Below are 13925 nucleotides of genomic sequence, written 5' to 3'. Positions count from 1 at the left end.
CCCGCGACCGGAGCGGTCGGACCACCGCCGCGGACCGTCCCCTGCGCGCACACGGTGGCTGACCCGGCGCTGGTGCAATCCGCCCTTGCCGCCGGCGTCGCGACGACGATCGTGAACGGGACGGCCGTCGTCGCCAATCCCAATATCAGGTAGCGCTGCGTTGATGACACGGCTGCTCCCTCTCTGCATTCGGTAGGGCCGAGCGACCCATACACCGGAGTATGTTCTGCCTTTCACAGCGCGAAGGCAGATTAGCAATTTAGCGTGATCTTTTTCCTGAATTGCCTTGCCCCGACATACTTGTCGTAGATCAAGTCTTGCGAAACCGGGCAACTATGTTCGCACGCTAGGTGAACAATGCTATGCGCTGTCGTTCGCGATCTGGACACTTCGACTTTGGGCGCGAAACGGCCGTGGGGCCGGACCACCGGAGTAGGTTCCGCACCATCGGGTCTCCAAAACAGAGGGGCGTACCTGGGCCTGGGTCAGGGTATGACGATCGACTGATCATGGCCGCATTCGTTCACCGCTGAGGGCAACACCGAGTTCAACGCGCTGATCTGGATGCCGCCAAACGGTCAGCGCTCCGGCGACATCGTCCTGATCGACTCGACCCACTTCACCACCCTGTTCGGCGGCACCGACAGCCTCAAGAGTCTGTGGCACAACCTGGCAACGATGCGATCATGACCTATGCCCGTAATCAAGACCGTCTTCATCACCGGCGCAGCAGCAGGGATCGGACGCGCCACCGCGCTCACGTTCGCGCGTAACGGCTACACCGTCGGCGGTTACGACCTCGACGAGGTGGGACTCAAATCGCTGGCCGCCGAGATCGAGACGCTGGGCGGCAGGGCGGTCACGGGGCACCTCGACGTCACGGATCCCGACGAAATGGCGCAGCGGCTCGGCGACTTCGCCGACGCGGCCGGCGGGCGCCTCAACGTCATGATCAACAACGCGGGCATCCTGCGGGCCGGCCGCTTCGAGGACATCGCCCTCTCCGCCCAACTCAAGGAAATCGACATCAACACCAAGGGTGTCGTGAACGGACTGCACGCCGCCTTCCCCTACCTGCGGGCCACACCGAACCCGGTCGTGGTCAACCTCGCTTCCGCCTCGGCGATCTACGGACAACCCGAACTGGCCACCTACAGCGCGACGAAGTTCTTCGTCCGCGGCATCACCGAGGCTCTCGACATCGAATGGAATCGGTACGGCATCCGCGTCATCGCCATGTGGCCGCTGTACGTGAAGACCGCGATGACCGAGAACGTCAGGACAGGTACCACGGAATCCCTCGGCATCCGGCTGACCGCGCAGGACGTCGCCGACGCGATTGTGGCGGCGGTCGAGCCGTCCCTACTCCGGCGCGTCATCCACCAAGTGCATTTTCCCGTCGGTTCGCAGACCAAGGCGTCGGCGCTCACCGCGCGCTTTCCCCTCTGGCTGCAGCGGCTGATCAACAAGCGGATAGCCGACATGTGACCCTTTGAATTCGCTGTGATCGCAACCGTTCGCGGCGAACACCTCGGTCATTACTGTCGCACGCATGAATGAGGACTGGCTCGCGGTCATCGTCGGCCTGACGCTTCTGGTGTTGGTGCTCCTCGGCGCGATCCCGGGCAGCGTGATCCCGTGACCGAACAGACCACCGATCAGACGACCTCGGAGCGCACCGAGTCACGGCCGACACTCGGCTATGCGATCGCCGGGGTACTGGTCGTCATCGCCCTTGGTGCCCTGACCCGCTTTCTCGAGCAGGAAGTGCCGCTGTGGACGGCGGCCACGCCGTTCGCGAAAGTGGCCAAGTCGATCGAATTCCCGGTCTACGCGATCGCTTTGGGCTTGATCGGCAATGCGGTGCTAACCAGGCTCGCACTGCGCGATGCGCTGGCGGAGGGCTTCCGGACGGAGTTCTTCATCAAGACCGGTCTGGTGCTGCTCGGCGCGTCGATCAACCTCAAGGTGCTCGTCACCGCCGCCGGGCCGGCGATCGTCCAGGCGCTGCTGCTGATCTCGATCGTCTTCGGTTTCACCTGGTGGCTCGGCGGCCGGCTCGGCCTCGACGACAAGTTGCGCGCGCTGCTCGCCTCAGCCGTGTCCATCTGCGGAGTCAGCGCGGCGATCGCGGCGGCGGGGGCGGTGCAGGCCAAGCGCGAACAACTGGCCTACGCCGCGTCGCTGGTGATCGCGTTCGCACTGCCGTCGATCTTCCTGCTGCCGTGGCTCTCCGGTGTGTTCGGCTTGTCCGACGCGGTGGCAGGCGCATGGATCGGCGGCAACATCGACACGACGGCCGCCGTTGCCGCTTCCGGCGCGATCGCGGGCGAGAACGCACTGCAGATCGCGACCATCGTCAAGACCACGCAGAACGCGTTGATCGGTGTGGTGGCGATCGCGTTGACCGCCTACTTCGCATTGAAGGTGGAGCGCCGCAGTGCCGACGACGCTCGGCCGACGTTGGGAGAGTTCTGGAGGCGGTTCCCGAAGTTCGTGCTCGGCTTCATCGCCGCATCGGTCATCGGCACGCTGTACCTGCAGTGGGTAGGCAACGGCAAGGCCGAGATCGCGACCGTCAACGACCTGCGCACCTGGTTTCTGATCTTCGCGTTCGTGTCGATCGGCCTCGAGTTCTCGCTCAAGGGGCTGCGGGAGGCGGGCTGGCGACCGATCGCGCTGTTCGCATCCGCCACCGTGGTCAACATCGTTGTCGCACTGGGCCTGGCGGCTGTTCTGTTCGGTCACTTCACCGTCTGACCGAGCTACTCCTCCAGGTCGAGCACCGGCGTCGGACGCTGGAAGCCACGGGTCACCACGAGCAGCCACAGGAAGCCGACCGCCAGCCAGATCAGGCCGACGATCAGAGTGAGTCCGGACAGGCTGAACCACAGGTAGACCGTCAACAGGAAGCCGATCGCCGGTAGCACCAGGTTGTTCAGCACGTTCTTCTCGCCCTGATCGACGAAGTAGTGCTTGATCACCGTCAGGTTCACCGCCGAGAAGGCCACCAGCGCACCGAAACTGACGATTGACGCCAGGGTCGCCAGATCGATCACGACGGCTAGTAGGGAGATCACGGAGACCACCAGAATCGCGTAGTCGGGCGTGCTGAACCGGGACGACACATGGCCGAAGATCTTGCGCGGCAGGATGCCGTCGCGGCCCATCGCGTACAGGATGCGCGCTACCGACGCCTGCGAGGTGATGGCGGATCCCAGTGCGCCCGCCACGTACGCGGCGGTGAAGAAGGTGTTCAGGAACTGCCCGCCCGCGGTCGTCATGACGTCCAGCGAGCCTGAGTCGACGTCGGCGAACTTATTCGACGGGAAGACCAGCTGCGAGACGTACGCCAGGACGACGAAGATGATGCCCGATGCAACGGTGGCGATCATGATCGCCCGCGGGACCGTGCGCCTTGGATCCTTCGCCTCCTCGGAAAGGGTTGACACGGCGTCGAATCCGAGGAACGAAAGGCACAGTATGGCCGCGCCGGCGAGGATCGGGTTAAAACCGGGTGCGCTGCCGTCGCCCTTCAGCGGGGCCATCAAATCGACGGTGCCCGAGCCCGAGATGGTGACGCACGCCAAGATGATGAACACCACGATGAAGATCGCCTGCACCGCGATGATCACGAAGTTGGCCCGGTCCACCGACACAATGCCGACGATGTTGAGCACCGTCACGATCGCGATGGTGACGACGACGATCAACCAAGGCGGTATCGCCGGAATCGCCGCGTTCAGGTAGATGCCGATGACGAGGTAGTTCAGCATCGGCAGGAACAGGTAATCCAACAGCAGAGACCAGCCGGCGAGGAAGCCCAGCGGTGCGCCGAATGTCTTCTGCGTGTACGTATATGCCGAGCCCGCAACGGGATAGGCGGCCGCCATGCGGGCATACGAACGCGCCGTGAACACCATCGCGGCCAGAGTGACGAGGTACGCGACGGAAAGGCGGCCGCCGGTCGTCTCGGTGACGATGCCGTAGGTGGTGAACACCGTGAGCGGCACCATGTAAACCATGCCGAACAACACCAGGGACGGCGTGCCGAGTACCCGGCGAAGGTGGCCTTCGTCCTCCTGTGAGGGCGGCGGCACAGTGGAGTCGGCGGACGCTGTTGACGACATTTCGTTCTCTCCTCTAATCGGTGGCCGAGTAGACCGGCCTGCCGCGCAGGTACGTGGCACGAACGTCGAGCGCCGGAAGTTCCAGCGCCGCAGTGGTCCTGGGGTCGCGGTTGCACCAGAGCAGATCCGCACTGGCACCGGGAACGAGCCGGCCCCAGCTGTTCTCGGCGAACGCCTGATACGCCACTCCCGCCGTATACGCGGTGAGCGCCCGTTCGATCGGAACCACCTCGGTGGGCGTCCATCCGCCCGCGGGCTCGCCGTCGGCGGTCTGCCGCGAAACCGCAACGGCTATGCCGTCGAATGGTGCACCGGAGGACACCGGCCAGTCGGAGCCGAAAGCCAATGGCGCACCGGACTCTCCGATGGTGCGGATCCGGTACTGCCTGTCCGCGCGCTCGGCGCCGAGGCGCGGAATCGTCAGCACGGTCATCAGGGCATCAAGCTGCGCCCACAGGGGCTGCATATTCGGGATCACGCCCAGCTCGGCGAATCGGCCGATATCGGCGTCGTCGACGAGTTGGGCATGCGCGATCACCGGGCGCCTGTCGCGCAGCGGGTTGTGCCGCACCACATGTTCGATCGCGTCCAGCGCTTGACGCACCGCCGCGTCACCGATCGCGTGGACATGGATCTGCAGACCCAGATCGTCGACCCTGGCCGCCGCCTCGGCGAGCGCGTCACCCTCCCAGTTCTGCTGTCCGTGGTTGTGCAGCGCGGAGCAGTACGGCGCAAGCAGCGCACCCGTCTCGTTCTCCACGACGCCGTCGGCGAAGAACTTCACTGTCTGGGCCGTCAGCAGGGGTGAGTTCACCTCGTCGACCCGCCGACGCTGATCGGCGAAATGCGTTACCTGGGAATCGAAATGCCGCGGATCGGCGTAGAGCGCCAAGTTGAAGCGGATGCGGAGTGCGTCGCGGCGGGCGGCTTCGACGTAGGTGTCGACGTCGGCGGGCTCCACCCACGCGTCCTGGACCCAGGTCACACCTCGCGACAAGTAGTAGTCAGCGGCCTTGTCCAGCGCCGCCACCCGCACGTCCCGGTCGTGGCTTGGCATCACCACCGTCATCAGGTCGACCGCGCCCCACTCGCGCAAGGTGCCGAGCACCGAGCCGTCGTCGCGGTGCGGGATCTCACCGAGTACCGGGTCAGGGGTTTCTGCGGTGATGCCCGCGCGGTCAAGGGCCACCGAGTTCACCCACATGGTGTGGTAGTCCCAGGCCCGCAGCGCCACCGGCCGATCGGGCACGGCGGCGTCCAGCCATCGGGCGTCGAACAGTCCACCCGGTGCGAGGCTGCTGTCATAAGACGCGCCGACGATCCATTCGTCGTGCGGGTGCTCGTCGGCGTATTGCTTTACCGCCAAGACTATTTCGTCGACTGAGTTGCACGGCCGCACCGCGGGGCCTGCATACTCGAGGCCGCCGTAGAGAGGATGGGCATGCCCGTCGCCGAACGACGGCATCAGGAAACCTCCGGCCAAGTCGACTTCGTCGGCGCCCGCGGCAGACGTTCTCGCCTCATCGCCAAGCGCCCGCACCACTCCATCGACGACGAGCAGGGCGTCGTTCTCTGCGCCCGAGCCCGTCCAAATCACGCCGCCGGTGAAGATCGTCGCGGTCACCAGCGGGACCCTACGCCGAGAGGCGTTCTCAGCGGAGTCATTTGATGACGGCCGTCGCGGCGTGGCCTGTCCCGTACGGTCGGTCCGAATCGACCGGCGCGGTCAACGCGGCGTAGCTGTCGGGCCGGCGGGTGAGGAGGAACGGGAACAGCTCGAGCCAGTCCCGACGCTGGTCCAGATCGAGGTCGGCGATCAACACGGCCTCCTCGTCACGCGGCGCCTGCACCAGCACTCGGCCGTACGGGTCGGAGATGAACGACGAGCCGTAGAACGACAGCGCGCCCTCGTCGCCGGTGCGGTTGGGCACCACCATGAACAGACCGCTGTTGATGCCGTTGGCCACGATCACCTGCTGCCACAACGGCTGCGTGTCGAAGGCGGGGAACTTCGGCTCCGAACCGATCGCCGTCGGGTAGACGACGATCTCGGCGCCGCCGAGCGAATAGTTGCGCGCGACCTCGGGGAACCACTCGTCCCAGCAGGTCGGCATGCCGATGCGGGCGCCGAGGCCACCGGGCTCGTACACCGGGTACGGGTTGTCGTCCGCGGTTCCGGGCCGAAAGTAGGTGTCCTCGTAGTAGCCCGCGGAGATCGGGATGTGCAGCTTACGGGTCCGACCCACCAACTCGCCTGCGGGCGACACCAGGATCGCGGTGTTGAATCCGAGACCGTCATCGGCCTCGGCCTTCTCGTAGAGCGACGCGTGCACGAAGATCCCGTTGGCGACAGCGGCTTCTGCGGCCAACGCGAATGTCGGTCCGTCGGCCAGACCCTCGGCCCCGGCACCTGGGTTGGGGCCCGCGGGTACATCGGCCGGATAGCGCAGCAGCGTGATCTCCGGCAGGAACACGATCCGCGCGCCTTCGCCCGCCGCCTTGTCGATGGCGCCGCGTAGAACCTCGGTCAGTTTCCTCGGATCCGTACGCCACCGGTGCTGCACCAGGCCTACCCGCAACGCCGGGCGGTCCGATGGGGTCGTGCGTGACAGCGGGTCGGGGGCGGCGGCCGTCAAGGTGATCATTCCACTCCTAAAACGAATGACTTTCGTTTATTGTGCGGGCTGACACATCCGTTGACAAGCGTCAAAGTGCCCCGGCGCCGCTCTGGGCACCGGGGCACTTGACTGAGTCAGCTCAGCTGATACCGACGACCTTCTTGGCGATGTCGGCCAGCCTGGTCTGCGCCGCAGAGACCACGCCCTGCCTGTTCTTGTTGGCTTCCTCGAACGCGATGATCGCCCGGATGTCGGCCGGCTCGGTCAGGTCCTTCACGGCAGCTACCGCTTGACCGACGTTCAACTCGGTGTAGTCGGCGATGGGCAGTTCGTCGGGATCGAGCGCACCGGTCGCGGTCCGGACCGAGTGCAGCGCATCGGCAGCCTCGTCGGCACCCTCGCCCCGGACGACCTTCTCCGCCGTCTCCAGGGCGGCGTCCCTTGATGCCGTCAGCGTCTTCAGTGCGACGTCGCGTGCCTGGGCGCCGCGGCTGAGGAGCTCACCGAACGCAGGCGGAGCCGTGCGAACCGTGTCGATCGCCTTGTCCAGCCCGCGGGCCGACAGGGACACCGGGATGTAGGCCAACCGCACGGCGGCACCCGTCGCGGCCTGCAACGGCGTGCGCCGCAGGGCGGCAGGACCACCGAGGGCGTCCTCGGCCAGCACGGTGGTCAGCCAGTCAACGGTGGCGCTGTGTGCAGTGATGAGACGCTCGGCGAGCTTCTCAATGTCCTTGTGGCTGACTGCAACCGCGAGCGCCTTGATGTAGCGCGCTCGATCGAGCAGCTGATGCTCGAGCGCAAGATCGCCGAGCAGCGCCTCGTCGAACGGCTGGGCCTGCTCGGTAAGGGCCTTGACCGCGGCGGCGGCACGCCCGATGAACGGGCCGATGACGTCGGGATAGCCGCCGAGCTCACGGATCGATGATTCGATGGCCTCGGCGCGAGCACGGCCGTTGGCGGCGTTCTGCGTCAATTCGCGTTGCACGGCTTCGGTTCTCGCCTGCGCCACGCGCGTTTCGGCAACCTGTATTTCGGTGTTCGTCAGATCGAGGATCGCGCGCAACTGGGCGAGCAATGTGGTCGTATCGGGTGTTGTCATAGGTAGATCTCTCCCTCAGCGTCTACGTGGATTTGTCGGCGCGAGGCGCACCACTGTTCGGCTACCCGGAACGTGCTCGGATATAACGTATTGGATTGTCGCGTTGGTCACTAATGGCGAGCCCGCAGGTGAGCGGCATTGCCGGGGCGACCCAAAACAGTTCCCAACAAGAGCATTCCGACGGCCAATACCAAGTGCAGCCAGTTGTCTGGAACCGCCGGCGCCCTACAGTCCGGTGTCGTTGCGGCGCGGAGGGACCTTCTTCGGCGCCTTGGCCGGAGCCTTCTTCGCCACCTTCTTGACGGCCGCCTTCTTCGCCACCTTCTTGACGGCCGCCTTCTTCGCGGGTGCGGCCGCCTTCTTCGCGGGTGCGACCGCCTTCTTCGCGGGTGCGACCGCCTTCTTCGCCAGCGCCACCTTCTTCGCCGACGCCACCTTCCTCGCCGACGCCACATTCCTCGCCGGCGCCACCTTCACGGCGCCCTTCTTCGCAGGCGCGCCGGCCACCTTCTTCGCTTGGGCCTTCTTCGACGGGGCCTTCGTTGCCGGCACCTTTTCGGCCGGCGACGGCTTTTGATCTTGGCGGCTCTGCCCAGCAAGACCGACGCGTTCGGCGGCACGCTCGCCGACGGCTCGCGCAGCTCCGACCACCCGGCCCACGACTTTCCCTACATCAGGCATCGTCGGTTCCATCACTGCGACGCGCCTGCTTTTCGGAGTCGGCCAGCTGTCCCACCCTGTTGGCCTCCGCGAGTTTGGTGGCGGCATCGCTGCGCTTCTCCTGAGCGTCCTCGGCTTTCGCCGTGGCAACCGCGGTTACGCTTTGCTCCGCCGCGCGGATCTTGTCCTGCTCTTCCCGCTTGGCGGCTTCGACGGCATTCTTTCGCTGGGCGGCAGCCTTGTCCGTCTGCTTCTTCGCCTGCGCGACACGGTCTTCGGCATTCTGGATTGCTGCGGCCTTCTCGTGCGCGGCACCTACCCGCGCCTCCATGACTGCCTCCTGTTTCTCTGTGGGCGCTTCCTGCCGGACCTGCGCCGCGGCGTCAAGGGCATCTTTCAGTTCGGCCTCGGACTGCTCGACGGTTCGATCGGCCGCCGTGTCGAGCCTCGCCGCATGAGCCAGCGCATCACTTCGCTCAAGCAGCGCCGCACCGCGCTGCTCCAGATCCGCTGCGCCCAGTGCCGTACCGACAGCCAGATCCAGCCGGCCCAACGAACGCTCATAGAGCAGTCGCGCGGGTGCTTCGGTATCCATCCGGCCCACCACTTGCGTCTCGATCACTTGGAGCGGGAAGCGTGCGAGCTGGTACTGCAGTCGCAGTACCGCGAACGGAACATCGGTGATCTTCATCGCTACAACTACTCCTTAACGGTCTCGAGGAACGTCGGCGGTATCGGACAAGCCGTCGGCCTGTCGTCTGATGCGCTGGGCCTCGGCACGCGCAGCGGCCGACTCGCGCTCCGCTTCCTGCTGGTCGTCGAGGGCGTCGGCGACCTCCGCCTGCGCCGCATCGACCTCTAGACGCTCCTCTGCTTTCGCCTGCTGCTCGAGCTGCTGGGCCCTCACCTCGGCCTGCACCGTCTTCCTCGAAGCGTCGCGGGCCCCGGCTTGTTCGGCATCGCGCTTCGCAGCGGCCTGATCGCGTCGGATCGCATCTTCTCGCGCGGCGGCTTCCGCGCTCACCGCGCTTCGCTCCTGCGCACTTTCCACTTTCGCCTCGTCGGCTTGAGCCGCCGCTTCGGCGGCCTCGGCGTCCGCGACCGATTCCAGCCTGCCTGCCTCCCGACGCTTCTTGGCCTCGGCCTGGTCAAGTTGGCCCTGGGCGGTAAGCGAATCGTTCCTGGTCAATGCGCCGACGACCTCCTTGGCCCTGCCCTTGATCGCGTCGATCAGCCCTTTGCGCGATTGGTCAGCCTTTTCGTGCTCGGTCATCTGTTCCTTCCTGATAACAGCAGAAAATTGCGATGCCCCATCGTTGGAACCCGAGCATTAAGTTCCACGATTCGACAGGTTCAAACTTCTTAGCCAGCCGTTGCAACTTCCGTTTCCGTGCGGACGAGCCGAGTCGAAGCCGGTTGCGATCCGAAACGAATGGCTTTCGTTTAGTGTGGTCTCATGGGTCGGCCTCCGGTTCCCCTGCTCTCAGCAGACTTGATTGCAAGCGCCGCAATGGATTTGGTGAGTGCGACGGGCGGCTTCACGATTCCTGAGCTGGCCCGCCGCCTCAAGGTCAGCCCATCGTCGCTGTACAACCACGTCTCCGGGCGCGAGCAGATCGTCGAGTTGCTTCGAGAGCTGGCCATGTCCGAGGTGGCCATGCCCGCCGACGAGCCCGACCGGCCGTGGACCGAGACCGTCGCGGAGATCCTGCGGTCGTTCCGCCGCAGCTATGCGCGCTTTCCACGGCTGATCCCGCTTCTGACCACCCACGCGGTGAACAGCAGCCACGCATTCACGATGTACAACGCGCTCGCCGCAACCCTGAACCGGGCGGGTTTCAGCGACGCCGACACCCTGCGCGCCATCACGCTGATGGATTGCTTCGTGCTCGGATCGGCACTGGATCTCGCCGCACCTGTCGAACCATGGGAGACGGGTGCCCAAGTCGGACCCGAACTGGCCGCGGCACTCGCCACCGGAGGACCGAAGCCCGGCCGGGCCGACGACGCTTTCGATTTCGGCCTCGCGGTGGTGTTGCGCGGGCTCGCTGATTGCGCTTCGCACTAGTTAGCTGCGTGCGGGTTACGCTCCCGTGGTGTCGAAAGATTGGTCGAGGCGACGTTTTCTGGCGATGACCGCAGCCGTCGCCACCGTCGCCGCATGCGGTTCGGAGAAGCCGGGAGACGTGGCCAAGGACGGTTCCGTCACGGTCAAGCACGCGTTCGGCGAGACGAAGGTCCCCGCCACCCCGAAGCGGGTGGTCAGCGCGGGCTTCACCGAGCAGGACGACTTGCTGGCCGTTGGCGTCGTACCGATCGCGGTGACCAATTGGTGGGGCGACGAGCCGTTCGGTGTGTGGCCGTGGGCGCTGCCCAAACTCGGCGGGGCGCAACCCGAGGTCCTCGATCTCTCCAACGGCATCCAGATCGACAGGATCGCGGCACTGAAACCCGACCTCATCGTCGCCACCAATGCGGGCGTCGATGCGGACTCGTACAACCAGTTGTCGAAGATCGCTCCGACCATCCCGCAGTCCGGCCAGGACGCCTTCTTCGAGCCGTGGAAGGACCAGGCCGCCTCGATCAGTCAGGCCGTGTTCAAGTTCGATGAAATGGCGGCGCTCGTCAAAGGCGTCGACGACAAGTTCACCGAGGTGGGCAAGAACAACCCGCAGTTCACGGGCAAGAAGGTGCTCCTGCTCGAGGGCGCGTTCGTCGACGACACCGTGCACGTCGTGACCCCGGGCTGGCGCGCCGACTTCCTCACCCGGATGGGATTCGTGGTTCCGGGCACCGGCGGCAGCGTGATCCCCCGCGACAAGGTGCCTTCGGTGCTCGACGGGGCCGACATCCTGATCTGGGCGACCGAAAGCGACGACCAACAGGCCGCGCTGTTGGCCGACCCGACCGTCGCCGGGCTGACTGCGACCACCGCCAACCGCAATGTGTTCACCGGCAAAGACCTCGCAGGCGCCATCGCGTTCGCCTCGCCGCTCTCCTACGCCCTGGTCGCCGATCAATTGCCACCCGCCTTGGCCAGGGTGCTCGGCTGACGGTTTGATAGCCGGGTGGACCGCACGCGAGGTGAAACGACCCCGGCGAAAGAGCCGCAAGCGGCATTCGCTGCGGTCGGAACGGTCTACTACCCGGTGCTCGCCGCGGTGTTCACCGCGCTGGTGATCATCTCGAACATCACCGCGACCAAAGGCGTGGCGTTCGGCCCGATCATCACCGACGGCGGCTTCATCGTCTTCCCGCTGACCTATGTGATCGGCGACGTCCTGTCGGAGGTGTACGGGTTCAAGGCCGCGCGCCGGGTGATCTTCCTCGGCTTCGCGATGAATATCCTTGCCGCAGCCGCCCTCTGGATCACCATCTACCTACCCGCCGCCGACTTCTACGCCAACCAGGCGCATTTCGAGAACGTCGTTCACGCCTACACCCAGCTGATCGTGGCGGGACTTGCCGGCTTCATCGTCGGTCAGACCATCAACGCGTGGGTGGTGGTGCTGATCAAGGAACGCACCAAGGAGAAGCACCTGTGGGCGCGGCTGGTCGGGTCGACGTTCGCGGGCCAGCTCGGCGACACCCTGGTCTTCTGCAGCATCGCCGCCAACGCGATCGGGATCAACAGTTTCGGTGTCTTCGCCGTCTACACGGCGCAGGGCTGGCTGTACAAGACCGCCGTCGAGGTGGTCATGCTGCCCGTCACCTACCGGGTGATCGCCTTCATCAAGCGCCGCGAGCCCACATATGGGACTGCCGTCTGAGGCTTCGGTAAGGCAGCTCTGGCAACCCTCATAGAGCTGCGGCTTCGTACCCTACCGGGCGGTAGCTTTGGGAGATGACCGTGACAACGGACGCGATGGTGATCGGCAGAGTCACCGACTACGGCGATGCGGCGGTGCTGCTGCAGTTCGACAGCACAGCGGAGGTATTGGCGTGGGCCGACGTCGTTCGGCACGCCGATCTGCTCGGCGTCGTCGACGTCGTTCCGGCCTCGAGAACGGTGCTCATCAAGCTCGATGGCCCGCGCTACCAGGGCGTCGCCAGGCAGCAGCTCAGCAAGCTGAGGTTGGCACCGGAAAGCCTCGAGCAGGCCGCCGCGCCGATCGACGGCCGGGCCGACGTGGTAATCGATGTGGTTTACGACGGCGCCGACCTCGGTGAGGTCGCGGACCTGACAGGTCTGGCGCCGCGCGAAGTCGTCGCCGCACATACGCAGACCCCGTGGCGGGTGGGTTTCGCCGGTTTCGCACCCGGTTTCGGTTACCTGGTCGGCGGCGACGAACGGCTCAAGGTGCCGAGGCGGTCGGAACCGCGAACCAAGGTTCCCATCGGAGCGGTCGGACTGGCAGGCGAGTTCAGCGGCGTCTACCCCCGCGAGTCACCAGGTGGCTGGCAGTTGATCGGCCACACCTCCGAAGAGCAGGCGGCGTTGTGGGACGTCGACCGCGACCCGCCCGCACTGCTGACGCCGGGTCAGTGGGTTCAGTTCCGGGAGGCATCGGCATGACGGCGACGTTGGAGATCCTGCGCACCGGTCCGCTGGCGTTGGTCGAGGACCTCGGCCGCAAGGGCATGGCGCACCTCGGTGTGACGCGATCGGGCGCCGCAGACCGCGGAGCGCACAAGCTGGCCAACCGATTGGTTGCCAACCCGAATGATCGTGCCACCATCGAGGTGACGTTCGGCGGCTTCAGCGCACGGGTCCGCGGAGGGGACGTGGCCGTTGCGGTGACGGGTGCCGACACCGATCCGGCTGTCAACGGAGTTCCGTTCGGCACCAACAGTATTCACTATGCTCACGACGGCCAGGTGATTTCGCTCGGCGCCCCGCACTCCGGGCTGCGATCCTATCTGGCGGTCCGCGGAGGCATCGATGTCGCACCCGTGCTCGGCTCCCGCAGTTACGACGTGATGTCGTCCGTCGGCCCGTTGCCGCTGCAACCCGGCGATCTGCTGCCGATCGGCGACCACACCGAGGAGTTCCCCGAACTGGAACAGGCGCCGGTGGCCGCGATCGACGAGGAGATCGTCGAGTTGTCGGTGGTGCCGGGCCCGCGCGACAACTGGTTCACCGATCCCGACATGCTGGTCCGGACGAACTGGCAGGTCACCAACCGCAGCGACCGGGTCGGCATGCGACTGGTCGGCATGCCGCTGGAGTATCGGTACGGCGACCGCCAACTCCCCAGTGAGGGTGCCACCCGCGGCGCGATTCAGGTGCCGCCGAACGGTTTTCCCGTGATCCTCGGGCCCGATCACCCGGTCACCGGCGGCTATCCGGTGACCGGCGTCGTGATCGACGAGGACATCGACCGGATCGCGCAGGTCCGGCCGGGGCAGACGGTCCGGCTGCACTGGTCGCGGCCACGCCGACCCTTCCACAACGGTTCCTGAGCGGGTAGACAC

Annotated in this window: 15 protein-coding genes; 8 read left to right on the top strand and 7 right to left on the bottom strand. The window is 65.8% G+C overall.

What is annotated here, in order from left to right; genetic code table 11:
- Positions 1-564 precede the first annotated feature (564 nt).
- The 3 genes from QOC76_RS06080 (at position 565) to QOC76_RS06070 (ending at position 2760) form a co-directional block, all read left to right on the top strand.
- The gene (locus tag QOC76_RS06080) at positions 565-690 is read left to right on the top strand and encodes a hypothetical protein (RefSeq protein ID WP_526355227.1); all 126 of its coding nucleotides are present in this window, start codon (positions 565-567) and stop codon (positions 688-690) included.
- Positions 691-693: 3 nt separating this feature from the next.
- Positions 694-1488, top strand: coding sequence for an SDR family oxidoreductase (locus tag QOC76_RS06075; protein WP_526355225.1), 795 nt, complete (start codon positions 694-696; stop codon positions 1486-1488).
- A 150-nt stretch (positions 1489-1638) separates the two neighbouring features.
- On the top strand, positions 1639-2760 hold the full coding sequence (locus QOC76_RS06070) for a putative sulfate exporter family transporter (RefSeq protein ID WP_526355223.1): 1122 nt from the start codon (positions 1639-1641) through the stop codon (positions 2758-2760).
- 5 nt (positions 2761-2765) lie between these two features.
- On the opposite strand, the gene QOC76_RS06065 is transcribed toward QOC76_RS06070, so the two are convergent.
- The 7 genes from QOC76_RS06065 to QOC76_RS06035 all read right to left on the bottom strand — a co-directional run bounded on the left by QOC76_RS06065 (position 2766) and on the right by QOC76_RS06035 (position 9783).
- Entirely contained in the window at positions 2766-4130 is a 1365-nt protein-coding gene (locus QOC76_RS06065; protein ID WP_526355221.1) for an amino acid permease, read from the bottom strand.
- A 13-nt stretch (positions 4131-4143) separates the two neighbouring features.
- The gene (locus QOC76_RS06060; RefSeq protein ID WP_526355219.1) at positions 4144-5754 is read right to left on the bottom strand and encodes an amidohydrolase; all 1611 of its coding nucleotides are present in this window, start codon (positions 5752-5754) and stop codon (positions 4144-4146) included.
- 37 nt (positions 5755-5791) lie between these two features.
- On the bottom strand, positions 5792-6775 hold the full coding sequence (locus QOC76_RS06055; protein WP_526355217.1) for a nitrilase-related carbon-nitrogen hydrolase: 984 nt from the start codon (positions 6773-6775) through the stop codon (positions 5792-5794).
- Between the two features lie 112 nt (positions 6776-6887).
- Complete coding sequence (locus tag QOC76_RS06050) at positions 6888-7850, bottom strand: ferritin-like domain-containing protein (protein WP_526355215.1); 963 nt, start codon at positions 7848-7850, stop codon at positions 6888-6890.
- Between the two features lie 225 nt (positions 7851-8075).
- Entirely contained in the window at positions 8076-8531 is a 456-nt protein-coding gene (locus QOC76_RS06045; protein WP_526355213.1) for a hypothetical protein, read from the bottom strand.
- Positions 8524-9201 carry an IF2 family translation initiation factor gene (locus QOC76_RS06040; RefSeq protein WP_526355211.1) on the bottom strand — a complete coding sequence of 226 codons (678 nt, stop codon included), beginning with the start codon at positions 9199-9201 and terminating at the stop codon, positions 8524-8526. The genes QOC76_RS06045 and QOC76_RS06040 overlap by 8 nt, the downstream gene beginning before the upstream one ends.
- A 15-nt stretch (positions 9202-9216) precedes the next feature.
- Positions 9217-9783 carry an HlyD family secretion protein gene (locus QOC76_RS06035; RefSeq protein WP_526355209.1) on the bottom strand — a complete coding sequence of 189 codons (567 nt, stop codon included), beginning with the start codon at positions 9781-9783 and terminating at the stop codon, positions 9217-9219.
- 183 nt (positions 9784-9966) lie between these two features.
- Between QOC76_RS06035 and QOC76_RS06030 the strand changes: the two genes are divergently transcribed.
- From QOC76_RS06030 to QOC76_RS06010, 5 genes are all read left to right on the top strand, one after another.
- Positions 9967-10578, top strand: a complete 612-nt coding sequence (locus tag QOC76_RS06030; protein WP_526355207.1) for a TetR/AcrR family transcriptional regulator — start codon at positions 9967-9969, stop codon at positions 10576-10578.
- Positions 10579-10642: 64 nt separating this feature from the next.
- On the top strand, positions 10643-11563 hold the full coding sequence (locus QOC76_RS06025; protein ID WP_526355205.1) for an ABC transporter substrate-binding protein: 921 nt from the start codon (positions 10643-10645) through the stop codon (positions 11561-11563).
- A 15-nt stretch (positions 11564-11578) separates the two neighbouring features.
- Positions 11579-12280 carry a queuosine precursor transporter gene (locus QOC76_RS06020; protein ID WP_526355203.1) on the top strand — a complete coding sequence of 234 codons (702 nt, stop codon included), beginning with the start codon at positions 11579-11581 and terminating at the stop codon, positions 12278-12280.
- Between the two features lie 74 nt (positions 12281-12354).
- Positions 12355-13026 carry a 5-oxoprolinase subunit B family protein gene (locus tag QOC76_RS06015; protein WP_526355201.1) on the top strand — a complete coding sequence of 224 codons (672 nt, stop codon included), beginning with the start codon at positions 12355-12357 and terminating at the stop codon, positions 13024-13026.
- Complete coding sequence (locus QOC76_RS06010) at positions 13023-13913, top strand: 5-oxoprolinase/urea amidolyase family protein (RefSeq protein ID WP_526355199.1); 891 nt, start codon at positions 13023-13025, stop codon at positions 13911-13913. The genes QOC76_RS06015 and QOC76_RS06010 overlap by 4 nt, the downstream gene beginning before the upstream one ends.
- Positions 13914-13925 lie beyond the last annotated feature (12 nt).

Origin of the sequence: Mycobacterium sp., assembly GCF_032159565.1 — a bacterium.
Taxonomy (GTDB): domain Bacteria; phylum Actinomycetota; class Actinomycetes; order Mycobacteriales; family Mycobacteriaceae; genus Mycobacterium.
The sequence above is the reverse complement of the archived record's forward strand: the minus strand, read 5'-3'. Positions and strand labels throughout refer to the sequence as shown.

Coding starts and splice junctions, on each gene's coding strand:
- QOC76_RS06080 (WP_526355227.1), top strand. CDS start 565: ATGCCGCCAAACGGTCAGCGCTCCGGCGACATCGTCCTGATCGACTCG.
- QOC76_RS06075 (WP_526355225.1), top strand. CDS start 694: ATGCCCGTAATCAAGACCGTCTTCATCACCGGCGCAGCAGCAGGGATC.
- QOC76_RS06065 (WP_526355221.1), bottom strand. CDS start 4,130: ATGTCGTCAACAGCGTCCGCCGACTCCACTGTGCCGCCGCCCTCACAG.
- QOC76_RS06055 (WP_526355217.1), bottom strand. CDS start 6,775: ATGATCACCTTGACGGCCGCCGCCCCCGACCCGCTGTCACGCACGACC.
- QOC76_RS06050 (WP_526355215.1), bottom strand. CDS start 7,850: ATGACAACACCCGATACGACCACATTGCTCGCCCAGTTGCGCGCGATC.
- QOC76_RS06045 (WP_526355213.1), bottom strand. CDS start 8,531: ATGCCTGATGTAGGGAAAGTCGTGGGCCGGGTGGTCGGAGCTGCGCGA.
- QOC76_RS06040 (WP_526355211.1), bottom strand. CDS start 9,201: ATGAAGATCACCGATGTTCCGTTCGCGGTACTGCGACTGCAGTACCAG.
- QOC76_RS06035 (WP_526355209.1), bottom strand. CDS start 9,783: ATGACCGAGCACGAAAAGGCTGACCAATCGCGCAAAGGGCTGATCGAC.
- QOC76_RS06030 (WP_526355207.1), top strand. CDS start 9,967: ATGGGTCGGCCTCCGGTTCCCCTGCTCTCAGCAGACTTGATTGCAAGC.
- QOC76_RS06025 (WP_526355205.1), top strand. CDS start 10,643: ATGACCGCAGCCGTCGCCACCGTCGCCGCATGCGGTTCGGAGAAGCCG.
- QOC76_RS06015 (WP_526355201.1), top strand. CDS start 12,355: ATGACCGTGACAACGGACGCGATGGTGATCGGCAGAGTCACCGACTAC.
- QOC76_RS06010 (WP_526355199.1), top strand. CDS start 13,023: ATGACGGCGACGTTGGAGATCCTGCGCACCGGTCCGCTGGCGTTGGTC.